This is a genomic window from Olivibacter sp. CPCC 100613, from assembly GCF_036959255.1.
GTDB lineage: Bacteria > Bacteroidota > Bacteroidia > Sphingobacteriales > Sphingobacteriaceae > Olivibacter.
Genome location: NZ_JAWMTI010000005.1, coordinates 370344 through 395287, shown reverse-complemented (window position 1 = coordinate 395287; position 24944 = coordinate 370344). Strand labels below are relative to the sequence as shown.

The window sequence follows — 24944 nt, the reverse complement described above, 5'->3', positions numbered from 1 at the left end:
TTTAAAATTTAATTAATGAATTACTTGTTTTTTGACATAGAAATCACGGGACACCATTCAGAATATATTGGGCATCTTATTAATTACTTTAAAGATTATAAGAGAGAAGGTAACAATGTATTTATTGTCCACCCTCATTTTAAAGAAAAATTTCCACTTTTAGTGAGCGATGCGAGGAATGCTCATAATGTGCTTCTTGTGGAGATAACTGATGAGGAATATCAACGCAGTATCGACGGTAATCTAATTAAGATGTCTTTTTCTCGCTTTAAACTAGTGAAGAAATATGCAAAGAAATATCTCGCTAGCCACGTCTTTCTTTTGCACTTTAATGTTTTTCAGTTTAGTTTAATATTTCTAAGGCCGAGTTTTAAAATCAGAGGTATTCTATTCCTTCAATTCTATCGGATGGGCAAACAGCAGTGGAGTGAACGATTTAAATATCTTAGAAAGTATTTAATAACAAAGTTTTATACTAGCAACAAACGTATTGAGCGTGTTTTTATTTTAAATGATCCCAGTTCGGTTGATTACTTAAATGGTACATTCCGAAAAGGATTATTCCATGTTCTAAACGATCCGGTTCCGTCATTACAACCGTTAAATGATTTTGACGTATACAGTTACTACGACATTGAACGTCACCGCAAGATATTATTGCACCCAGGTGCGTTAAGTGATAGAAAAGGCACTATAGAATTTATTCAGTCTGCCTTATTTATTAAGCCAGAATTACAAAATGAATTGGTGATTTTAGTTGCTGGATCTCCTGGGGGTGCTCAAATGTCGGAACGAATCGAAAATGAAATCAGTCAGATTAATGAAAGCACATGTGTTAGAGCTGTTTATGATCCGGGCTTTCTGTCTAATGAAAAGATGAAGAGTATCTTGGACCAGTGTTATGCAATTGTTATCCCATATAAGCATGCGGAAGCGTCTAGTGGTATATTGGGCCATGCCGCCGCTTCCAACAAACCGGTCATTTCTACGGGAAAAGGCCTGCTCAAGGAGCTTATTGAAACATACAGCTTGGGCATATTGATTGACGAAGTGAATCCTGAACTGATCGCGCAAAAAATAGAGGAGCTTCTTCATCATGACTATTGGAGGAGTGATGCAGCAAAATTTGTAGCTGAACGTACTCCCGAAAATTTTGCTTCAACATTAGTTGTATGAAATGATTTTACGAATGACAAAAACGAATTATACTAATCAGGTTTTATGTTAAAGAAAATACTTTTGAATAAATGGACTAAAAAGCTAGCAGGCAGGATGACAATATTCGGGCAATATCATAGGTTAATCCGACCTAATCAGGTTAACCTAATGTACTTCGATGAAAAAATTGGTCCTGATAAGCAACCCAATGTAGGTGATTTATTATCAAAAGTAACCTTTGACTATTTGATGAAATATAAAGGGATTAATTCCTTGAAAGCAAGACGTACTACAAGAATTACCTTTATAGGCTCTGTTATCCAGTTTTTAACTGCTGATGCAGTGGTATATGGCAGTGGTTTTTTATTTGAGTACGTTGCGGAACCATTCGCGAAAAAAAAACTGAAGCTTGATGTAAGGGCGGTACGTGGCCCTTTAACCCGAGGTAAGCTGCAGGAGATTGGTTATGATGTTCCAATGGTTTATGGCGATCCCGCTATTCTATTGCCTATTTTTTATGCTCCGCCAGTTGTTGTCGATAGAAAAGACTTTTTAGTCATTCCACATTGGAAAACGGTAGATAAGTATGTTAAGATGGGGTACCCCGTGTTATCACCTTTAACAGCTGATTGGAAAAATTTTATTAATGAGATTGCATCTGCCAAATTAATTATCAGTTCATCTTTACATGGAGTTATTATTGCAGAGGCCTATGGTGTCCCCGCCATCTTATTGGACGAGGTTGAAAAAGATAATTTATTCAAATACAAAGATTATTTTATGAGTACGGGGCGGAAGGAATTTACGAAAGTAAAGACGGTTGAGGAGGGGCTAGCTACTGCTATTCCTGCATTGCCTGACTTAGAAAAGATGAAAAGTGATTTACTCAATGCGTTTCCCGAAGACATTTTTAGGTAACCGGCTATTATAGAATCATATGGAAAAAAAGAAAAAAATCGCTTATCTAATTGCAGCTCATAGTGATCCTGAGCATCTAAAGAGGCTAGTTAATGCGTTGGACTACAACGCTGACTTTTTTATACATATTGATCTAAAGCAACAAATCGAGCCATTTTTGGAGCACATTAATAAACCTAACGTCTTTTTTTTGGAAGAAGAAGATCGTATCAAAGTATATTGGGGCGGGTTTTCGCAAGTAAGGGCAACACTTAACTTATTGAGAAGATGTTTAGAAAAGAACGATAGCAACCCATTGGAATACAAGAAGGTTGTCTTTATGTCTGGGGCGGATTACCCAATAAAAAATAATGAGTACATCCACCGCTTTTTTGACCAACATAAGGTTATAAATTTTATAAGAGGAATGAATATTACGAAGGCCAACACAAAGAAGTATAATTATTGTGTGCGTAATTATCTATTCTTTGATTTTTTTGCTTACAATGGAAGTTTTACGCGGTTAGTACGTAAGGGATTGAATCTTGTAGGAAGTTTATTGAAAAAACCCAATTATATTGTCAACAGAGATAATAATAAGGTTGACATATATCATGGATCATCCTGGTGGGCTTTAAATATCGATGTGATTCGATACATAGAAAATTATGCTTCTAAGCATAAAGAAATCAGTAAATATTTCCAATATTCGCTCGCTTCTGACGAAAAATTTTTCCATACCATATTCTTTAACTCCGATTTTTCCAGTAGCAATTTGTATAAAGGAGAGGAACCATATGTCCCCTTTACATCAGCGTTTGCGAATATCCATATCATTGATCCTACGTTAAAGAAATGGTTTGACCTCGACGATTTTGACAAAGTAAAGCATACCGATCGGCTATTTGTACGAAAAGTTTCCTCTTTATATTCCAGAGATTTACTCGATAAAATCGATGGCGAGTTATTGAAAATTCATCGGGCGAGTCATAATGGTGCGATAAATTTTAATCATCGGTCAAATAGTATATAAAAGTAGGTCGAGAAAAAATGTGTTTTAACAATAAATTGAAAAGGTCCAATGCATCAAAAAATCGATCAAAATAAAGAGCGTGTATTACTGATCATATGCTCCCTTATTTTCATCCTTGCTTCGTTTCGCACAGGGACATCAGGAGATGATGCGGTAGATTATTTTGTACCTGCTTACGTCGCATTGGTACAGAAGTTATCTCTCCTTTTAGTGGGCGCCTTAATGCTTGTTTCTATTTTCATTAATCTCAGCAGGACCGATAGAAGCGGAGACATTGGAATTCCTGTTGGGCTTGTTTGCTATTTTGTTTTTCAACTCATTATTGTTTTAACGGATTTCCTATATAAAAGCGATCTCCAAGACTTCTTTGTAAGGGTGGGGTTCATCATACTAACCTTTTTTTATTTCTTTTATGTATTGCGGTCACTCCCGTTGTACAGCTCCGTTAATAAAGGTGTATTGGTATATTTCTTCTATGGAGCCATTGTGTTTGTTGCAATTAATGTGTTTCTCGCATTATATCCTGGTGCCAATGTGGTTTGGAAGGGGCGTCTGTTTGGCGTAACAGCACACCCCAATTTTTTAGGAATGTGCACTGCTATTGCTTGGATTGTTTCTTTTGCCTTATTTATGGAAGGCAAAACCTTGAAAATAAAAATGTTCTTCTTAATCGCCATGTTACTAAGCATATATGGCTCCATCTTAACAGGTTCAAGGACTTCCTTACTTTCCGGTACAATAGGGGTAACATTTATTTCATCGTATACGATGAAAAATAGTTCTTTTAAACCCGTTTTTGTGCTGGGTACGTTGATTTTTGGCCTTTTCCTATATGCAAATTTGACTTTATCTTCCTTGGATTTTGCAGGTAGGGGTAATACAAGAGAAGGGACATGGGGCTCTATGTTGGAACAGGCTTCTGAGCTTCCGTTGTTTGGATATGGTAAGGTAGGGGCAACAACAAATGCCTTTCTTTTTTCGATTGTGGCAACTGGGATTTTTGGAACTATTTTTTTCTTTAGAAGCCTCCTTGAGCTCATCAGGTTATTTTTCGCTAAGCTGCCTCAGTATAATAATATGATTGTAAATCTATTTAGAGGGCTGGCTGTATTTTTTTTAATTAGTTCAACTTTTGAAGGTTATCTATTAGATAGCGTAAGCATGCCCGTATTTACGTATTGGTTGTTATTGACCTATGTTAAATTTTAGTCTATGGTATTGAAAAATGTTGCATTACTGAATCCCTTAGTTCCTCATTACCGCGAGGAATTTTTCAAACAATTGGCGAGCCATGTCAATTTAGATATTTATGTTTATGAAAACGGGAGTGAGTATGCCAACTTTAAGGTCAGCGAACTGCAGGTAAAGAACATAAAGAACTTCGGTTTCTTGGGAAATCGATTTATCTTCTACAGTATATTTCCTTTGCTGACAAAAAAGTACGATACGCTTGTCCTCATGCTTCATTTCGGGCATATCAGTGCATGGTTTCTCCTGCTCACGCAAGTGTTTCATCGCAAAAAAGTCATTCTTTGGGGACAAGGAATTTCGGTCAAACGTTATTTACAGGAACAAAAAAAACCGAATCTTTTATTTCGATGGATGATAGGACTGTCGCATGGTGTGTGGTTATATACAGAGGAAGAGCAAAAACAATGGAAAAAGATTTTTCCTGGCAAATCGATTGTAGCCTTGAACAATACCATATCGGGTGTGGAGGATGTATTGGCTACTGACTATACCGCTGATGAGCGAAGGGGTTTAAAAGAAAAGCATCGTATTCAGCAAGAGATTTGTTTTATCTATTGTGCACGCTTTGACAATCCCTATCGGCGCTTTGATCTTTTAATTCAGACGATTGAGTTGTTGGAACCTCAAAGATATGGTTTTATCATCATAGGAGATGGGATACATAAACCGGATTTCAAAGCTTACCCTAATGTATACGATTACGGAAAGGTTTACGAAAAGCAATTAAAGGACGAATTGTTTTCTATCGCTGACTTGTATTATCAACCGGGTTGGATAGGTCTTTCGGTAGTAGAGGCCATGGCTTATGGGAAACCCATCCTTACTTTTAGAAGAAGTGACCAGATATTGCAATGTGTAGAATATAGTTATATCCAGGATAGACGGAATGGCATCCTCCTGAATGATTTGGAGGAGCTAAAACAATCTTTATCTCACATGGTGCGGAATGATATGGATGAGATGGGGCGAGCTTCTAAGCAAATTGTGAAAAGTAAATTATTGATGAGGAACATGACTGAAAACGCTTTATCGATATTATGAAAGCGCGTATTTTACATATCATATCAACCATGGATCCCAAGGCTGGCGGGGTTAGCCAGGCTGTAAAAACAATGGTTAAGGGATTAACATTTCATAATATTTCAAGTGTCATTGTTTCATTGGATGACGCTGAAATTAGAAAAGATTATGTTGGCTTTGACTTGATTCCAATAGGAAAGGGCGCAACATCTTGGAATTACCATAGTAAGTTAATTAGCTGGCTAAAGGACAATATAACCGCTTATGAAAATGTCATTGTTCATGGTCTTTGGCAGTTTCAATGTTATGCCATATTGAAGAGTATGCCCGCTGCTTCAGGTACCAAAATTTATGTAATGCCACATGGCATGCTCGATCCTTATTTCCAAAAATCAGCTGGTAGGAAATTAAAAGCCATTCGAAATCAATTGATTTGGTCCTTGATTGAAAATCGGCTTATCAATAAAGCAGAAGGGCTTTTGTTTACCTGTGAAACCGAAAAAGTGTTAGCTCATGAAACATTTAGTGGTTATAAACCTAGAAAGGAACTGGTCGTTGGATTAGGGGTAGAGAAAGATGTAGAAGAGAATGCCTCTATGGCAGATGAGTTTAGGGAGGCTTTCCCTCAAATTCGATCAAAAGGTTATTTGTTGTTTATTAGTAGAATACATCCGAAGAAGGGATTAGACTTATTAGTGAGCGCCTATCTGAAGCTGAAAAAATCAATGGCGCACCTGCCACAATTGATTATTGCAGGTCCAGGGTTAGAATCAACATTTGGGCAGGAGATTCAGGCATTGGTAAATGAAAGTTCAGACATCATTTTTACAGGTATGTTGACAGGGCGATTCAAATGGGGCGCTTTTCATGGCTGTGGTGCCTTTGTATTGCCGAGCCATCAGGAAAATTTTGGTATTGCGGTTGTAGAGGCGCTCTCTTGTCAAAGACCCGTATTAATTAGCAATCAAGTAAATATTTGGCGCGAAATTGAGTTGGAAGGGGGAGGACTAGTAGCGGAAGATTCTATAGAGGGGGTAACAGCCTTGTTAAGCAAGTGGGTTGCGTTGGATGAAGTTAATAAAAGAGAAATGGGACGGAATGCAGAGAAAACATTTCATAAATATTTTACTGTGGGTATAGCCGCTAAGCGTTTAAAAGAAGCGTTGAATTATGACTAAGGGATATAATAAAGACACCTATGTAGAAGCCTCTTTCTCCTTAAGTAATCGTTTAATGCGGGTACTTTGGGGAGCTGTTTATGTCTTGTTATTTAAGTATTCGCCACGGCCTTTCCATAGCTATCGGGCTTTTCTGCTACGATGTTTTGGCGCTAAAGTAGGACAGGGAGCGCATGTGTATCCAGGTGTAAAAATATGGGCACCCTGGAATCTGGACTTGGGTTCTGCCTGTGGTATAGCGAGTGGGGTAGAATTGTACTCACAAGGTAAAATCACGATCGGCCATCGGGCTATTGTTTCACAAGGTTCTTATGTATGTACAGGAACACATGATTACACGAAGGAGGGACATCCCTTATATACTTTACCCATCGTTATTTCAGCGCACGCGTGGATTGCGGCGGAATGTTTTATCCATCCTGGTGTTACGATAGGTGAGGGAGCGGTGATTGGAGCGCGTTCTGTGGTTACAAAAGACATGCCCTCTTGGATGGTTTGTGCAGGACATCCTTGTAAGCCACTGAAAGAGCGGGGGAGGGAGCGTAGTTAAGTAGAGAATTAGTTAAGTAGTTGGGTAAGAAAGTAGTTAAGTAGCCAATGTGATAATGAAGCTTATGCCCCGTGGACTCACAACTGGCAACACGCAACCGGCAACTAGTAACGAATAATTAAAAGATATGATTTCAGTATTGATTTTAACTAAAAATGAAGAACAAGATTTACCGGGATGTTTAGCTTCTGTGAGCTGGTGTGATGACGTACATGTTTTCGATTCTTTTAGCGAAGATCGTACGGTAGAAATAGCTCGGCAAGCCAATGCTAAAATTACGCAGCGTAAATTTGATAACTGGTCGGCACACCAAAATTGGGGTTTGGCCAATATTCCATTTAAATATCCGTGGGTACTTTATATTGACGCCGATGAACGTGTCTCAGCTGGCTTAAGAAATGCATTAGAAGCCTTTGATCAAGCGCAAAGTGAGGTAGTTGCTTGTGAAATTCAGCGACGTGACTTTGCCTGGAATGGACGATGGTTGAAACATGCACAGATATCGCCATTTTATCTGCGTTTTTTTAGACCCGATAAAATGCGTTATGAACGTTTAGTCAATCCAGTTTCTTTGCCTGATGGACCAGTAGGTAGATTGAATGGTTATCTCGATCATTATCCTTTTAGTAAAGGATTTCGTTATTGGTTGCAACGCCATTTAAGCTATGCGGATATGGAAGCTGCGATGCGTTTGGAAGACATGGGAAGGGGTACTAGCTTTTCCTTAGGAAAAGCCTTGTTCAGCAAAGATTTTACAGAGAAACGCTACCATCAGAAGGGCTTATTTTATAAAATGCCGGGAAGACCATTTATCAAATGGTTGTATATGGTATTGTGGAGAAGAGCATTTATGGATGGCATAGCGGGTACTACCTATGCTACGCTACAGTCTATCTATGAGTATTTTATTGTCTTGAAGACAAAAGAATTGGTAAGTAAACAAAATTCCAAATAGAAATGCTATGAAGATATTAATATTTGGTATCAATTATTATCCTGAGCTTACCGGTATTGGAAAATATACCGGCGAAATGGGGGCTTGGTTAGCGGCTCAGGGACATGAGGTGGCTGTTGTGACTGCTCCTCCCTATTACCCTGAGTGGGATATCCATCCAGACTATAAAGGAAAGAGATGGTTCAAAGAGATTATTGATGGCGTAACCGTTTATCGGGTACCCTTATACGTTCCGAAAGAAGTAACATCAAAAAAACGTATTCTCCATGAATTTTCCTTTTTAGGTGCTGTATTGCCAAAATGGTTCGGCTTATTGTTAAAGAAGAAATACGATGTGGTAATCAATATCAATCCACCTTTTCACTTGGGCTTCTTTGCGTTGCTATATGCAAAAATAAAAAAGGCACGTTTATTAACGCACATTCAAGACTTGCAAATAGATGCTGCCAAAGACTTGGGGATGATCCGCAACAAGCGTTTATTAAACTGGATGTTCAAATCAGAGCGTTATCTCCTCAATAATAGTCATGCCATCTCTTCCATTAGTTTAGGAATGCAACGAAAAATATTGGCGAAAGGGGTGCCGAAAGAAAAGTTTATTCTGTTTCCGAACTGGGTGGATGAAACAGCTATTAAACCCTTATCTCTGCAAGAATCTTTACGTGAAGAATGGGCCATTCCGATGGAGGACAAAGTTGTTCTTTATTCGGGAAACTTGGGTGAAAAACAAGGCTTGGAAATTATTATTGATACTGCAGAGGCGTTTAAACAAAATCGCTTTGTACGCTTTTTGATTGTTGGTTCTGGTGGTAACAAAGAAAATCTACAAAGAGCGGCAACTGAAAGAGGCTTGAATAATGTTTTCTTTTACCCGTTACAACCTTATGAAAAATTAAGTGCACTATTGGCTACTGCTGATATCCACTTGGTGTTGCAGAAGAAATCCGCTGCTGATTTGGTGATGCCTAGTAAGCTAACAGGTATATTTTCGGCAGGTGGTTGCGCTTTGGTCACTGCAATGCCCAATACCTCTCTATATGACGTAGTTCAAGAGGATAACTTGGGAGTCTTGGTAGAACCGGAATCGACGCAAGCATTGGTAGATGGGTTGAATAGGATGTTGAATGAAGATTTGACAATTTATCGTAAGGCTGCTCGGGACTATGCAACACAACATCTTTCGAAAGAAAGAATTATGCGAAGCTTTGAGGATAATTTATTGGGAATGATCGGTGTAAAAGAAAGGACTAAAAAATGGCATTACGCTTAATTTTTTTATTGATGATTTGTATAGGATGTATCGGGTTGGTGGCTGCCCAAGATTCTGTAAGGCGTTGGCAAGATTCGTTGAGACTTTCCGTAAGTACTGTAGCTACAACAGCCTCTAAGGATTTTTTACCATTTTGGTTGATTGCAAATCGATATGGAACAATTAAGGATCGGCAGGGTGATGTTTCAACGAACATTTACCTCTACAATGAGCATACTGTTGGGAAAAGCGATTTACAATTTAACTATACAATTGATTTGTATAATAATAACCACTTTGATGATTTTACGCTTGTAGAAGCAAACTTAAAAATTAATTATAAGGGCTGGCAATTGCGTGGTGGGCGCTATCGGGAGGTAATCGGAGAAGTAGATCCGACACTTTCTACAGGCTCATTAGGATTGAGTGCTAATGCGCCTCCTATCCCTAAAATAGGTGTAGCCGTTCCAGATTATAAAAAGGTGCCTTTTACAAATGGTTGGTTACAATTCAAGGGTTTACTGAGCCATGGCTGGTTGGGGAAAGATCGCTATTATGAATCGTACTTACACGAAAAGACCTTTTTTCTAAGAGTAGGAAGAGGAAAATTGAAATTGTTTGGAGGTATGACCCATTTTACCGAATGGGGAGGAAAGAGAGGGCGATTTTCTTTAGATAGAAGCTGGGCAGGTTTTTGGAATGTGTTTTTTGTAAAGGAAGCGAATGATGGATCCACGCCTTCGTGGAGTAATAGACGTCCAAATCGGGCGGGAGACCAAAGAGGGACATTCGAGTTCGGCGCGGATCTGGAGGCGAGCTATGGTGATTGGCACTTATATAACCAAACTTTCTTCGAAAGCGGTACAGGCATCGATATTCGGAACATCGATCGTTTAGCAGGATTGAGTTTAACCTTTAAGGACGGTCGAAAGAAAATCAAAAAGGTTCTGGCTGAGTTCATTTATACCAAACAAATGGAAGAATACGGAAAAGAACGGCAGAGCTATTATAATAATGGTCTTTATAAGACTGGATGGGAATATAAGGATATGATTATAGGAACGCCTCTCTTTCTTAACAGAGTACGCGGAAGTCATTTTTTGCCTGTACAACCCTATGATTGGCAAAGAGATGAAGGGGTTGAAGGTAAAATAAATGGCAATACCAATATTATTAGCAATCGTATTGTAGGCCTGAATATTGGAGCTGAATATGAACCTTTTGATCGATTTTATTTTAAAACGTTGCTTACCTATAATGTGCATTTTATGGATCGGTCAGTTATAAGAAAGTTGGTGAATAATCGCTATAGACAGTTTTATTCGCTTCAACGGGTCTCTTATCTTTTAACTAAGAAATGGCAGTTGACCGGAGAGTTGGCCTGGGATACTGGTCAGTTCTATCGAAACTTCGGAATAAGCTTGGGAGCCAGGTATACTATATTTTAATGGAGCGTGAGAAAATAAATTAAAAAAGAAAAAATTTCTATGAAAAAAATTCTAATAGGCTTTGTTTTGACTTCTATGATAATTTCTTTAGGGGCATGTAGGAGTAATAAAACGATTCCATACTTTAAAAATATTCCTAAAACAGATTACAATAAGATCGAACAGGCGGCATATAGCGAACTAAAGATAAAGGAAGATGATATTTTGGACATTACGATCCAAACGGTCGACGTTAATGCAGCTTCTCAGGTGAATGAGGCCGCTACCAACAACAGTGTTGCTGCCGGTAGTGGACAACAACGGGTTACAGGCTTTGTGGTGGATAAGGAAGGCGAGGTAGAATTGCCTGTGATTGGTAGGGTCAAATTAAAAGGGTTGACAAGCTATGAGGCACGCAACCTTATTCGTGAAAAAGCAAATGAGTATTTTGTAGATCCAACTGTTCAAGTTCGTTTCGTGAATTTTAAGGTCACGGTTATTGGAGAGGTTAATCGCCCTTCCAGTTATACGATGCCTTCGGAGCGCGTGAATATTTTGGATGCCATTGGTATGGCTGGGGACTTAACCATTTATGGTAGGCGAGAGAATGTCTTATTGATCCGTGAAACGGATACGGGGAAAGAGCTTGTGCAATTTAACCTTAATGATTCTGAAGTTTTTAAATCACCATACTATTATTTGAAGCAAAATGATATTATATACGTCGAACCAAGTAAAGGTAAGATTGCTTCCGCGGAATCATCGCGATTTAGCGTCGTAGCTATCATTGCTTCCCTACTGTCAACAGCCGCATTAATTATTACACGCCTTTAATATTTGAATATGAGTACTATTGCCGATTCTACTTCTATCAAACGCAAACACTTCAGTTATCAGGATTACCTTATGCGGTTGATTCGCTTATGGCCACTCTTTCTACTCAGTTTTATTCTATGCATAGTCGTTGCCTACGGTTATCTGCATTATCGTACCGTTCCGATGTATCATGTTGGGGCTAAAATTTTAATAGAAGATGGACCGCAAGGGGCCAATCCGTCGGCGGCAGGCCTCAGTCTTGAAAATATGTTAGGAACCACTAGTGGTGTGGATAATCAAGCAGAAATTTTAAAAACTCGCTCGCTGATGGAGGCATTGGTTCGTGACTTTAAGTTAAATATCATGTGGTACAAACAAGAACCGATGCGCGAACTTGAAATATTCGATGGCCCTTATAAACTTGTTTTCAACGGTGTTACGGATACGGTAAGTCGAGCTTTGCTACTCAATATGCATGCTAACGATACAACCAGTTTTAATTTATCGTACGAACATAAAGGCGAGGAAATACAATTGCAGAAAATTCCCTTTAATAGTCCTTTTGAATTACCAGGTTATGGCTCCTTTACTGTAGAGAGAAATGCTGCTTTTAAGGTTGTTGCTGCGGAGGAATACAAAATTAAGATTTTAGCTTTTGATGATGCGGTATCATCCCTAAGATCGACCATCACAACGAATATTAGCAACAAGCTTACTACCATTATTGATCTGCAAATGGATTGCGGACTGATATCGAAGGGTGAGTACATTTTAAACAGGTATATCGATCAGTATATTAAACAGAGTATTCAAAATAAAAGTAGAATTGCTGATAGCACCATTGCATTTATCGATCAACGGATACTTTTGGTGAATGCTGAGTTAAATGGTATCGAGCAAAAAATACAACAATTTATGCAGGGAAATGGCTTGGCCAATATCTCTGCCCAGTCGCAGTTGATGTTGGAGAGCAATAAGGAGTATACCACTGAAATTCAGGATCTGGAGATTCGTATGCAAATGATGGATGCTGTAGATTCGATGTTGAACATTCCAGGAGGAAAAAGCTTAATCTCCGGAGCGGTATTAAACAACGGAAGTACTGATCAAGCTTTTAATACATTGATTTCATCTTATAATGGACTTATTTTAGAAAAGGAACGTTTATTAATGGGATATAGACCAAATAATCCGATCATTCAAAATGCAGAGAAACGGATTAATTCGATTAAGGAAAATATTTTCGACTACATTAAGAACACACGTAGATCACTTGAGGTAAATAAGCAAGAAATTGATCGAAACTTTGGCTTGCTAAGAGGAAATATTAAACAAGTTCCTGTACAGGAACGTGCATTTCTCGATCTTTCACGGCAACAACAATTGAAGCAAGAATTATATTTGTTCCTTTTACAAAAAAGGGAGGAAACCGCTTTAGCGAATACCTCAAGTATCGGTGGAATTACCGTACTGGATAAACCAAAAGCGAACAAGCAACCGTTTAGCCCGAAACCTTCTGTTATATATCTTGGAGGTATTCTTATTGCTTTACTGATTCCAACTGGTAAAATCTTTTTAGAGGACAGTTTGAATACGAAAATACGTGGACGCAAAGATATAGAAGACCGTTCCTCTGCCCCTGTTGTTGCAGAGCTTAGTCATAATACTTCTGGGGTAGACTTATTACAATTTGATTCCTCCCGATCTATTTTGGCTGAACAATTTCGTGGTTTACGAACAAATATTCAATTTTTACTAGCTGGTGAAGGTAATAAGGTGGTTTTATTGTCTTCCGGTATGCCTGGTGAAGGTAAATCTTTTATATCGTTGAACTTGGCCAACGTTTTTGCACATTCGGAGAAGAAAGTACTCTTATTAGAGTTTGATCTACGCAAACCCAAGCTTTCGAAAACATACCACGCACAAACTGGGCAGCAAGGGATTTCTAATTTCATTGTTAACAAAGATTTAATAATTGATGATATAGTTAGACCAGTGGATGAAACAGGAAACGTTTATTTTGCACCTTGTGGACCGATTCCGCCAAACCCATCTGAGTTAATTATGAAAGAACGTACCAAGGAGCTGTTCAAAATTGCTAGGGAACGGTTTGATATTGTTATTATTGACGCACCCCCCGTTGGAGCCGTAACGGATGCACAATTACTTAATAATTATGCAGATCTATTTTTATTTGTGACACGAGCAAACTATACGCCCTTTAATTTATTGTCCTTGCCTGAGGACATGAAACGTGAAAGGAAACTTGGAAGTTATGCTATCATATTAAACGATGTACGTAAGAAGGGACATGGTTATAGTTATTATGGCTACGCTTATGGACATTATGGGCAAGAAAAACAGAAAAAATGGTGGAAGAATAAATAGGTTTTGAACCACTAATCCTTTTTTGGTGACCGTTAGATTTTACACGAAAACGACGTCTATAAGATGTCGTTTTTTCTCAATATTTCTCGCTAAACTTGTGGAGATCTCTGCTAATTATTAAATTCGCTCAACTATTCATTTTATTCACTTTTTTCTACAAAAGTTCAAGGTAATTGATAGGGTGAAAACTAATGAATAGTTTGAGGAATCATGGACTTTTTGGTTCATACCTAGCTTGTCAACCTTCAACTTTTCCGTCATGCATACTATTAACCCAGATCAAGAAGCAAAATGCCCTAAGTGTAAAACATTAACAGATTATCGCATTCCCCGTTCAAGAATTGTCAAATATTTATTTCCCTTTCTCAAGAAAAGATTTTGGTGCCTTAAATGCGCTAATCGATTTTATACAAGAAATTAAAGACTGCTAATTTATAACATAATAGACAATGATAAGGGAATTCCTTCCGATATAAGTAAGCGAATATGAGTTGAACTTTTTTTTTCTAAGGTAAATTCTTATAATCGTCTGATCCGATTCATAATGTTCTCACGATGCTCTAACATATCCTTTTCGTCTTTCTGGAGATATCGAAGTTGTTGCGCACGATCAGCCGTAGTTGTCTCTTCTTCCTCTTCCTGCTTAGGGAGACTGCCAACACCGCGAACCTGATCAAGATGTTGAAACAGATTGCTAAGCGCTCGGTGAATATTACGTAAATATTTCTCATTGATCGAGTCGAGATGTGAATTGGTTAATTCACCCACATCCTGAAAGCAAAGTCTCGTTATTTTATTATTGGTGATCTGTGCGGAAAAATCTTGCGAATTTGGAAAATCCCAATGTAAATCGTGTACAGTAGTTGTTGTAATTTCCATAGCAAATGTGTTTAAAATCAATATTATCTGTTATAATGCAATAGCCGTACCAAAGCCGTGTCTTCGTCGGTCAAAAAATGGAGTTCTTGCGTTGGCGGGAGCTCGAAGTGGTGAAGTTAACCAAATAAAAAAAACACATTTGTTCAGACGAACTCAAATTTCTTTGTATTTTGTACGAACTGCAGAACACGTTAAGCAGTTAGGGAAAATATGATTCAGCAACCGAAAGCAGTATTGTTCGATTTGGATGGAACACTCATCGATTCCGAATGGTTCTATTACAAAGCATGGAAAGCCGTATTGGCGGAATATAATTTTACATTGGATAGTGATGTTTGGCTATCTTCTCTGGCAGGCAAGACCGATGTGCAGGCAATTAAAGTGTTACATGAGCAATTTGGATTCCACACAGTGATTGATACTTTTTTGGCAAGAATTAAAGCGCGTGTGGCAAAGCAGTATGATGATGAGTTAGTTCCGATGATGCCAGGAGCTAAGGAGCTGATTACCTATTTGTGCCAAGAAGGAATACAAATAGCACTCGTCACTTCCAGTCAACGAGAAATAGCCACTTACTATTTGGAGGCCCACCATATAATGAGATTTTTTAAGTTATTGATTACTCGGACAGAAGTTAAAAATACGAAGCCGCATCCTGAACCTTATCTTATGTGTGTTGAGCAATTGGGAGTTGCTAAGTCGGATTGTCTGGTACTGGAAGATTCTGTAACAGGGACGACGGCCGCCAAAGCTGCCGGTCTTACATGCTGGGGTGTACAAACACATGAACCGATCCGACAATCGTTGATCGTTGAACGTGCTTTTGACAATCTCCATCAGGTGTTGGAAGCGATCTGCTATTAGTTACAGATTGGTAGCCTAAAATGCTAGCGTGACTTGCGCAAGATAAGGCATATTGCCTTATCTTTTTGTTTAATTCCATTTTTTTATACCTTTACGTAAAGGGTTTCTTGTTATACCCTTTATGATCTAACCGATTTATAAGCTATTATTCATTGAATAATTCATATCAAAGATGGTCAATGCCATTAATCTAGGTGATAATGCTGTTTTTGAACGGATCTACCGAATGTATTATCCTGCGCTTCGTTTTTTTGCTTCAAAGTATGTGGGTGATGATGAAAGCGAGGACATCGTCGAGTCGCTCTTTTTACGGGTTTGGAAACAAAAGAAGCTGTTGGCTAGCGAGGCGCACCTGAAAGCGTTTTTATATCAAGCTACAAGAAATGCTTGCCTAGACTTCATCAAAGTACAAGGACGACTAAACAAGAGACATCATGTTTGGCTGAATCAATTGGAGAAGACGGAACAAGATTATCTCCATCATTTGGTTCATACCGAAGTGTTAGCGGAACTGCACCGCGCGATTAGCAAGCTACCTTCTCAATGTAGGTACGTGATGCAATTAGGATTTGTAGACGGTCTAACCAATGAAGAGATCGCCCAAACCTTATCGCTTTCTGTCCAAACGGTAAAAAACCACAAAGTAAGAGCATTAAAAATACTGAAACAGCAGTTTGCGGGAAGCATTTCGGAGCTTCTACTTATTTATATCTTCCTCCATTAAAAAAATAAAAAATAAATAGGTACGCTTTTCTTGGTTTGTCGTATACAGACTAACCAATTCATCTAAGATGACGAGCAACGTCTTTTATAAACAGGAACGTATTATTTACCTACTTTCAAAGCGACTACAAGAACCACTGGCCACAGAAGAGGAGGAGGAAGTTCAAGCTTGGCGTCAGGTATCTCAGGAAAATCAAACACTTTTTGAACAACTAAGCGATCCCTCAATCGTTAAGGTCGGATTGGAAAAAATGCAGTCATATGATGTTGAGGCTAGCATGAATCGCCTGAAGCATCAGATGTTGATTAATAGCAAAAAGAGAAAAAGCAGGTTGATTTATTGGATGGCTGCTTCGATATTAATTTTCTTCTGCGTAGGGGAACTGTTCCTGTATAAAGCAAAAAACCAGATTGCTGAAAACGATATCTTACCAGGAGCTTCGTTGGCTCGACTGAAATTATATGATGGTTCGACATTTAATTTAGATAGCTTACCTGCTGGTAAAAGTAGTATGCTGGCGGGTGTTCAAATTACAAAGACGATAGACGGTCAGATTAGCTGTCGTTATCAGGGAGGATCTGATATGCAGCATGAGGCTCGTTATAATACCCTTACGACGCCCGTTGGAGGCGAATATCGGGTAGTTTTACCAGATAGCTCTTTGGTTTGGTTAAATGCCAATTCGTCTTTAGCTTTTCCTGCACAGTTTTCCAAAAACGCTCGTAATGTGACCTTAACGGGTGAAGCTTATTTTGAAATTACAAAGGATGAGAGACGGCCCTTTACAGTTATTACCCGCCAACAAACAATCCATGTACTGGGGACTAAATTCAATGTGCAAGCTTATCATGACGAAGCGGTGATGAAAACAACCTTATTGGCGGGTACTGTGCGGGTGCAAGTTGCGCAAACGCAACAGCTACTGAAGGTTGGAGACGAAGCACTATCTTACGTTGACAATGATCGGTTGGATATTGGACAAGCAGATATAGAAGCGGTACTCGCTTGGAAAAACGGATATTTTGTCTTTAATGATGAAAATATTACTGATATCATGAAGAAAATAGGACGCTGGTATCAGATCGATGTTACCTATGTGGGAGATATGGAGGATAAGATTTTCGCTGGTACTTTTTCTAAAAGGAAGAGCCTGCAGCATCTGTTAAGCAGTTTAGCTGCTACGGGAGAGATTACTTACGAAATAAAAGGAAGGAGGGTGACGATTATGTCTGAGTAATAGAAAAAGCTGACCGGAAATGCGCTAACACTTCCGGATCAGTAGCTTAAAGCTGAACATTAGGTCAATTCCTTTTCGTATTAAACAAACCTAATAATCAAATGTACAAAAAAAATACTGCATGGAATAGTGTTGCACTTTTACGCTGTTCCTTAAAATTAATAGCGGTAATGAAGCTCATTTTCATCTTAACCATAATCTGTAGCCATTGTTATGCGATCAGCTTGGGGCAGCGAGTTACCTTAAAGGTTAACAACGTTGCGATAAAAGAAGTAATGCGGCGGCTAGGAAAAATGACCGGCTATGATTTTATCTATAATGTTGAACGTTCTAATACCCTGAAACAGGTGTCTATCGACGTAAAAGAGACGCCCATAGAAGAGGTATTAAAGCAGTGCTTTTATCCTTTAAAGGTAGAAATTGTATCGAAAGAAGAAAAAACTGTTGTATTAAAACTAAGTGGACGATCCTCTCTTGGAGGGGTAGGCCTTAGGCCACCGGGGCTGTCACAGTTAATAATAGAAGGACGTGTAACAGACAAAGATGGAAGAGGCTTGGAAGGGGTATCTGTTTTTGTTAAGGAGCATCCAAAAGTAGGTACGATAACGAATCGTGATGGCTATTATTCATTATCTGTTCGGGACGGAGCCTTCATCGTGTTCTCATTTACCGGCTTCCAACGGGTGGAAGAGTCAATTGGGCAGCGTACGCAGATTAATGTGACGTTGGCCGAACAGGAGTCGGCATTAGACGAAGTAGTAGTAGTAGGATATGGTACGGTGAGACGTGGAGATTTAACAGGAGCGGTATCTACCGTAGGGGAGAAGGACATTCGCTCAACTCCTATTGTAGCATTAGATCGTGCCATGCAAGGACGTGTGGCAGGTGTCAATGTGACGACAAATTCAGCCAGACCAGGTGGAGCGACTACCGTTCGTATCCGTGGCACTGGATCTGTAAATGCAGGAAACGAACCACTATATGTTATTGACGGCTTTCCAACAGGTGATCTCAACTCTATTAACATAAACGATATCGAATCAATGGAGGTCCTGAAAGATGCGTCAGCGACAGCTATTTACGGATCGAGAGGTTCAAATGGTGTCATCATGGTAACTACACGTAGAGGAAAAGTTGGAAGATCCATTGTGAGTTATGACGGTTATTATGGAGAGCAGAGCGTACGACGAAAAATCCCCCTGTTGAATGCCGGGCAGTTTGCAGAATTTGTCAATGATGCCAATGTTAATAATGGATCGGTGCCCTATTTTGATGGGAGCAATGACGAACGTCCGTTACCTTCAAGTTTAGGTGAAGGTACAGATTGGCAAGATGTCATCTTGCGCAAAGCGCCTATACAAGATCATCAATTAGGGATATCAGGCGGCTCCGAAAAAACGCGCTATGCCATTTCGCTAGGCTATTATGGACAAGACGGTATCGTTATCGGTTCTGATTTTAAACGTTATTCACTTCGGACAAATGTAGATAGTGATGTCTCAAGTCGGCTGAAAGTGGGGCTATCTGCACAGGGTGTACACACTTCCAGTAATAGTGCTCGTACGGAAGTAGCCGGCAATACCGCTTACGAAAGCGTGGTTTCATCAGCTTTGAACTATTCACCAACTTTTCCGGTGTGGAATTCTGATGGATCTTATTTTAGTAATCAGGGGCCACTTAATGGCTTGGGAGCCGATAATCCCTATGCAATGTCGCAGGAATTTACCAACAAAGGTTCTTTGATTCGGTTTTTAGCAAATACGTATGCCGAGTTTGCAATTAGCGATCACTTGAAATTTAAAACCACATTGGGTGCTGATTTACAGTCCAATAAGGCAAGCAATTATATTTCACGCTTGGTAATTACAGGTGCGAGCTTAGGTGGCAGTGCTTCTGTTGCATCTTCACAAACCATCAACTGGTTAAATGAAAATACCTTGACTTATGAGCGAACTTTTGGATCGACTCATCAGCTTAATGCTTTGCTAGGCTACAGCTATCAGCAATCGGATTATGAAACAGCCACGGCCAATGCCAATACCTTCAACGATGACTTTGCTAAATATCATAACTTGGAAGCTGGGTCGACACTTATTCCGGCTAGCTCAGGAGCAAACCAGTGGCGATTGATTTCGTATATTGCGCGAGTCAACTATGGTTTTGACGATCGGTTTCTACTAACACTTACCGGTAGAAGAGACGGCTCCTCTCGTTTTGGCACTAACAATAAGTTCGGTTTTTTCCCCTCTGGTGCGCTTGCTTGGAAAGTACGGAATGAAACCTGGATGCAGGATTTGAGATATTTATCAGACGCAAAACTCAGGGTCAGTTATGGACTTTCCGGCAACCAGGAAATTGATAATTACCGTTTTTTGGCAAATATTACACCGCATCCCTATGTGTTGGGCGGAGCATTATTAACAGGTAATGCACCTCAGGGAATAGCTAACCCGGATTTACGTTGGGAAAAGAATGCACAACTTGATATTGGATTGGACCTTGGGTTCTTTGATAACCGGCTATCCTTCACCGGTGACTACTATGTGAAAACAACTTCGGACCTTTTGTTCAGTGTAGGAGTCCCCACGAATTCGGGTTTTTCTTCAATGCTCCAAAATATCGGTCGCGTGCAGAACAAGGGAGTTGAGCTAGCATTGAATAGTACCAACATTGATCATGGTGGTCTTCGTTGGACGAGCGCTTTCAATATAACATTCAATAAAAATAAGGTACTTGCGCTTGATAATCGCACAGAGTTTAGAGCGGGTAGTGATGCACAAGTGCATAGAACGAATATCAGTCCGATTTTAATGCGTGTGGGAACGCCGATAGGCAATTTTTATGGGTTTAAAATGGAGGGTATTTTTCAAAATGAAAACGAAATTGCAGCCTCAGCACAACCTAACGCAAAGCCCGGTGATATACACTATGCCGACATTAATGGTGATGGTATTTTTAATGATGAGGACCGTACGATTATCGGGAATGCAAACCCGGATGCTTTTGGTGGCCTTAATAACACGATCTCTTATAAGGGTTTTGATGTAAATATCTTTATTCAAGGCACTTTTGGAAATGAGGTTCTCAATTACGGCACTTTTGACCAAATGAATATGACGGGAGGAAATAACCAGTCAACCCGTGTGTTAGACCGGTGGACTCCTTCCAATCCCAGTAATTCGGTGCCGCGGGCCAATGCGGCTGGTGGGTCTCGATTGCTTTCCACACTCCATGTGGAAGATGGGTCTTACATTCGTTTTAAAAATATTTCTTTGGGTTATACTTTGCCTACCAGTTGGTTACGGTCACTCTCGGTTAGTTCCTGCCGTATTTATATCACGGGTCAAAACCTCTTTACGATCACTTCTTATACCGGGTATGACCCGGAAGTAAACAGGTTCGGAAGTGATACGATAAGCCAAGGTATTGATTATGGGGCCTATCCGGCGGCGAAAACGTATTTGTTGGGACTGAATGTTAAATTTTAATATGGAAAATATGACATACACGAAACGAGTAGTTTTAGGCTACATAAAAACGATTGTTTCGCTCTCATGCTTGGCAATGATATTGTTTAACTGTGAGAGCCGATTGGATGTAACACCTCTCTCCAATTTAACAGACGCTACGTACTATAAAACCGCGGAAGATGCAAAAGCTGCGTTAGGGGGTTGTTATGCGAGTATAAGTAATCCGGATGTCTTTATTGATTTAGCTACTTCCGACGATGCGGTTCCGTTTTTGACAGGGGACGCTAACCGCCCGCTGTTGTGGCGCTATGATATAACACCGGATAATGCTTTTATTCGCTTCTATCCAGCTGCTTATACGAGCATTAACCGATGTAATATTGTTATCAATCGATTGCCAACGATTGCGATGGATGAAAACCTGAAGCAGCGTTATATTGCCGAAGCAAAATTTTTACGGGCATTGGCTTATTTTAATTTGGTACGCCTTTACGGAGGGGTTCCTATTATGACAACTGAAACGGATGGCTTGGAAGGCTTGGAAGTTGCCCGCGCCTCTATAGACGAAGTATATCAACTTATCGAGAGTGATTTGTCGGAAGCCGAACAGGTACTTCCATTATCGTATGAAGAAGTAGATAAAGGGCGGGCGACGCAGGGAGCTGCGAAAGGTATTTTGGCAAAAGTATATCTTACTCGAGCAGGTACAGAACGTAACTCACCTTATTGGCAACGTGCTGCAACCAAAGCAAAGGAGCTGATCGATCAAGGTGTTTATGATCTTTATCCCAATTTTGCAGCGGCTTTTTCATTGCAAGCGAGAGGAGGAATAGAGAACATTTTTGAAGTTCAATACCTGACCGATGTGCGGGGGCATAGTTTGGGGAGAGGTTATGGTATTCGTTCCGCTCCGATTTATCCAGGCGGTGGTGCCGGTATTGCACGGGTAGCAGCAAACCTTTTTAACTTATATCAAGACAACGATCAACGGAAAGCAGTTTCTTTTATTACTTCTTACAGTTATCAGGGGAAGACGGTTGAATTATCGGCTACTGATCCGAATCCCGCCAATGCGGTATCTTTCCAAAAACTCTGGGACAAAACGGCGACAACAAATGGTGGGGAGGGAACAAGCTTTCCAATTTTACGATATGCTGATATACTGCTGATGTATGCAGAGGCAAGTAACGAGCGCGACGGAGGGCCGTCCGTGGAAGCATATGAAGCACTTAACCGAGTGAGGCAACGCGCAGGTCTTAGTGCACTGAGTGGTCTTGATTATGCGTCTTTTCGAGCGGCTGTTTGGCTGGAGCGCCGATTAGAATTAACTTTCGAAAATAACAGACGATTTGATCTAATACGAACCGGCCAATTATTGCAAGCCATTAAAGCGGACACAGGGTTTGGGCGAAATGCGCAAATTCAGGAACATCATGTGTTACTGCCTATTCCGCAATTGGACATGGATGTTAATCCGCTACTGGAACAGAATCCGGGATATTAATTAAAGACAAATTATTAAAAAGAATTTTTATGTTAACACGAAGAGCATATATAAAGAATTTAGGAACATTGACTGCAAGTGTACTCTTATCCCAAAATTTGTTTGGGCGAAATTTGAGTAAAAAAGTTGTATTACTTCGTTCATCTTGGCAAACAGTCAACATAGGTGATATTGGCCACACCCCAGGCGTACTCGCCTTACTTGAAAAGCATTTGCCGGACGTGGAAGTGCGCTTATGGCCTATGAGCATTAATAATGGCGTAGAACCGATGTTACGAAAGCGTTTTCCACAAGTGAAAATAGTACAGGGTGAAGCCGATCTTGCACGAGCTTGGCAAGAGAGCGATTTTTTACTGCACGGCTCGGGACCCTCCTTAGTTGCCGCTAAAGATATCGCTCGCTGGAAAGAGGAAACAGGTAAACCTTATGGCATTTATGGAATTACATTTCCTGGATTTTACGGTCCACCGACTTCCGGACAGGAAGCTGCATTAACAAAGAATATTGAGTTGCTCACGACAGCACAATTTTGCTATTTCAGGGATTCAATATCGCTTCATTTTGCGCAAGAACATGGAGCGCGTTGTCCTGTTATGGAATTTGGGCCTGATGGAGCTTTCGCGGTAGATTTGCGCAACGATGGTGCTGCTGAACAATTCCTTAAACAACATGACTTAGAACCGGGTAAATTTCTATGTGCCATTCCACGGCAACGCTATACACCTTGGTGGGAACTTCCTGAAAAGAAGGCTAAATTTGATGAACGTAAGAACGCACGTAATGAAGAAATGCGGGAGCATGATAATGCACCCATTCGGGAAGCTATCATTGAAGTCGTGCGCCAAACCTCAATGAAAGTACTGGTCTGTCCGGAGGACGGCACCCAAGTTAAACTAGGTAAACAAATTATTATGGACAAATTACCGCAAGATGTAAGAAAGAAAGTAATTTGGAAAGATACCTACTGGTTAACAGATGAAGCTGTTAGTACCTACAGGCTATCAGCAGGATTATTTGGGTTAGAAATGCATTCACCGATTATGTGTATTGGGAATGGCATACCTGCCCTGGTTGGCCGGTTTGAAGAACAAACCTCTAAAGGAGTTATGTGGAAGGATATTGGATTGGATGAATGGTATTTCGATGTAGATAAACCGGAGGATGTGAAACGGATTTTGCCGGCTGTTTTAGCGCTAGCCAAAAACCCAGAGGAAGCCAAGCAAAAAGCCTTAGATGCAAAGGTACGCGTGGATGCACTTTTTAGCGCAAGCATGAGAAAATTGGCAGATGAACTAAATCATCGCTAAGGCAATATTCTAGTGAAGAATAAGGGAATTAATTAATTGCACAAATGTTCAATTGGAACATTTGTGCATTTGGTGAAAAGCTTACGTTTCAGTCTTGAGATAAATTATCTATGAATTGTGGTTAGCAAAGACTAATTTGACACAAAGTGCGTTTAATTTACAGCCATAAATTGTGTTACTATGACTTTCTTTCGCTATTTAATCTTCTATTGCGTTTTATTTGTTTTTTCTGCTTTGCTTCCCAATACGACCTTTGCTCAATTTGGCGGCGGATTAAGTGGTGAGGTGGGGGGCGGGCTAACCCAGTTGTACGGAGAAATGGCACATAAACCACTAAAGCCCGGCTATCATTTGGGTATAGACTATATTGTAATACCTTTTGTTTCAGTCGGCTTACAAGGAATGATGGGCAAACTCGCTGCTGACGATTGGACAGGGAGAAGCGCTGAAAATAACTATATTGGGGCTAATATCAATGCGAAAGCACGATTGGGTTTAGTACTGAATGGTGGTGGTGGAAATTTTGAATTGAATTATATTCGGGAACCTTTTTTCAAATCGTTAATTCGAAATTTATATATCGGTGCTGGTATTGGTTTTTTGCGGAACGATGTAGAGGCTCGGCGTAGTACATCCGAAGATCCGAATTTTGTAGGAGCGGATAAAAGTAAAGGTGCTTTTGTACCATTAAATGCGGGGATTGACATTCCTTTTGGCTATTCTTTGAGCGGGCCAACCTGGGCCGTTAATGTAAATGCTCAGTTAGGACTTTATTTTGGGGATGAATTGGATGGATATGCGAATATGTATAGTCAGCATGACGACCGTTTATTCTATTTTTCGCTCAGTATCAAAAGGTCTTTCTTACATAATGTAAAAAGGTAGTTTTTTCATACCATTCTTTCTCTCACGTACGTGTTATAAAGCTATTCTATCATTTTCTATGTTGAAAGCGGAGATGTATTAAGCATTTTTTAAATACAATAATGCCAACGATGGCATTTTTCTACAATTTGTGGAAGCCTTCTACAGGAATA

The 24944-nt window shown here is 39.8% G+C and carries 20 protein-coding genes; 19 read left to right on the top strand and 1 reads right to left on the bottom strand.

Going from position 1 to position 24944, the window contains the following annotated elements; all coding sequences use genetic code 11:
• The first annotated feature begins 15 nt into the window (after nt 1-15).
• The 12 genes from RYH73_RS17820 to RYH73_RS17765 all read left to right on the top strand — a co-directional run bounded on the left by RYH73_RS17820 (nt 16) and on the right by RYH73_RS17765 (nt 13922).
• Nucleotides 16-1176, top strand: a complete 1161-nt coding sequence (locus RYH73_RS17820) for a glycosyltransferase (RefSeq protein ID WP_335314810.1) — start codon at nt 16-18, stop codon at nt 1174-1176.
• Between the two features lie 45 nt (nt 1177-1221).
• Nucleotides 1222-2076, top strand: a complete 855-nt coding sequence (locus RYH73_RS17815) for a polysaccharide pyruvyl transferase family protein (RefSeq protein ID WP_335314809.1) — start codon at nt 1222-1224, stop codon at nt 2074-2076.
• Between the two features lie 19 nt (nt 2077-2095).
• Entirely contained in the window at nt 2096-3088 is a 993-nt protein-coding gene (locus tag RYH73_RS17810; protein ID WP_335314808.1) for a beta-1,6-N-acetylglucosaminyltransferase, read from the top strand.
• A gap of 48 nt (nt 3089-3136) precedes the next feature.
• A complete protein-coding gene (locus RYH73_RS17805; RefSeq protein ID WP_335314807.1) occupies nt 3137-4297 on the top strand; it encodes an O-antigen ligase family protein in 1161 nt (386 codons plus the stop codon).
• Nucleotides 4298-4300: 3 nt separating this feature from the next.
• Entirely contained in the window at nt 4301-5380 is a 1080-nt protein-coding gene (locus RYH73_RS17800; RefSeq protein ID WP_335314806.1) for a glycosyltransferase, read from the top strand.
• On the top strand, nt 5377-6537 hold the full coding sequence (locus RYH73_RS17795; RefSeq protein WP_335314805.1) for a glycosyltransferase: 1161 nt from the start codon (nt 5377-5379) through the stop codon (nt 6535-6537). Before RYH73_RS17800 ends, RYH73_RS17795 begins: the two co-directional genes overlap by 4 nt.
• Nucleotides 6530-7087: a putative colanic acid biosynthesis acetyltransferase gene (locus RYH73_RS17790; RefSeq protein WP_335314804.1), complete on the top strand. Its 558-nt coding sequence runs from the start codon at nt 6530-6532 to the stop codon at nt 7085-7087. Before RYH73_RS17795 ends, RYH73_RS17790 begins: the two co-directional genes overlap by 8 nt.
• Before the next feature lie 127 nt (nt 7088-7214).
• Nucleotides 7215-8042: a glycosyltransferase family 2 protein gene (locus RYH73_RS17785; protein ID WP_335314803.1), complete on the top strand. Its 828-nt coding sequence runs from the start codon at nt 7215-7217 to the stop codon at nt 8040-8042.
• 7 nt (nt 8043-8049) lie between these two features.
• Nucleotides 8050-9312, top strand: coding sequence for a WcaI family glycosyltransferase (locus tag RYH73_RS17780; protein WP_335314802.1), 1263 nt, complete (start codon nt 8050-8052; stop codon nt 9310-9312).
• Nucleotides 9297-10739, top strand: a complete 1443-nt coding sequence (locus RYH73_RS17775; RefSeq protein ID WP_335314801.1) for a capsule assembly Wzi family protein — start codon at nt 9297-9299, stop codon at nt 10737-10739. The genes RYH73_RS17780 and RYH73_RS17775 overlap by 16 nt, the downstream gene beginning before the upstream one ends.
• 39 nt (nt 10740-10778) lie before the next feature.
• Nucleotides 10779-11552, top strand: a complete 774-nt coding sequence (locus tag RYH73_RS17770) for a polysaccharide biosynthesis/export family protein (protein ID WP_335314800.1) — start codon at nt 10779-10781, stop codon at nt 11550-11552.
• A 9-nt stretch (nt 11553-11561) separates the two neighbouring features.
• Nucleotides 11562-13922, top strand: coding sequence for a GumC family protein (locus RYH73_RS17765; RefSeq protein WP_335314799.1), 2361 nt, complete (start codon nt 11562-11564; stop codon nt 13920-13922).
• 519 nt (nt 13923-14441) lie between these two features.
• Here the strand turns inward: RYH73_RS17765 and RYH73_RS17760 are convergent.
• Complete coding sequence (locus RYH73_RS17760; protein ID WP_335314798.1) at nt 14442-14801, bottom strand: hypothetical protein; 360 nt, start codon at nt 14799-14801, stop codon at nt 14442-14444.
• Between the two features lie 210 nt (nt 14802-15011).
• Here RYH73_RS17760 and RYH73_RS17755 point away from each other — a divergent pair, with 210 nt between their 5' ends.
• The 7 genes from RYH73_RS17755 (at nt 15012) to RYH73_RS17725 (ending at nt 24792) form a co-directional block, all read left to right on the top strand.
• Nucleotides 15012-15665, top strand: coding sequence for an HAD family hydrolase (locus RYH73_RS17755; protein ID WP_335314797.1), 654 nt, complete (start codon nt 15012-15014; stop codon nt 15663-15665).
• Between the two features lie 172 nt (nt 15666-15837).
• Nucleotides 15838-16389: an RNA polymerase sigma factor gene (locus RYH73_RS17750; RefSeq protein WP_335314796.1), complete on the top strand. Its 552-nt coding sequence runs from the start codon at nt 15838-15840 to the stop codon at nt 16387-16389.
• Between the two features lie 67 nt (nt 16390-16456).
• A complete protein-coding gene (locus tag RYH73_RS17745; RefSeq protein WP_335314795.1) occupies nt 16457-17626 on the top strand; it encodes a FecR family protein in 1170 nt (389 codons plus the stop codon).
• A 101-nt stretch (nt 17627-17727) separates the two neighbouring features.
• A complete protein-coding gene (locus tag RYH73_RS17740; RefSeq protein ID WP_335314794.1) occupies nt 17728-21114 on the top strand; it encodes a SusC/RagA family TonB-linked outer membrane protein in 3387 nt (1128 codons plus the stop codon).
• Nucleotides 21115-21124: 10 nt separating this feature from the next.
• Nucleotides 21125-22600 (top strand): RagB/SusD family nutrient uptake outer membrane protein, encoded by a 1476-nt coding sequence (locus RYH73_RS17735; RefSeq protein ID WP_335314793.1) that lies wholly within the window; start codon nt 21125-21127, stop codon nt 22598-22600.
• Nucleotides 22601-22629: 29 nt separating this feature from the next.
• The gene (locus RYH73_RS17730; RefSeq protein WP_335314792.1) at nt 22630-23907 is read left to right on the top strand and encodes a polysaccharide pyruvyl transferase family protein; all 1278 of its coding nucleotides are present in this window, start codon (nt 22630-22632) and stop codon (nt 23905-23907) included.
• Nucleotides 23908-24087: 180 nt separating this feature from the next.
• Nucleotides 24088-24792: a hypothetical protein gene (locus RYH73_RS17725; RefSeq protein WP_335314791.1), complete on the top strand. Its 705-nt coding sequence runs from the start codon at nt 24088-24090 to the stop codon at nt 24790-24792.
• Nucleotides 24793-24944 lie beyond the last annotated feature (152 nt).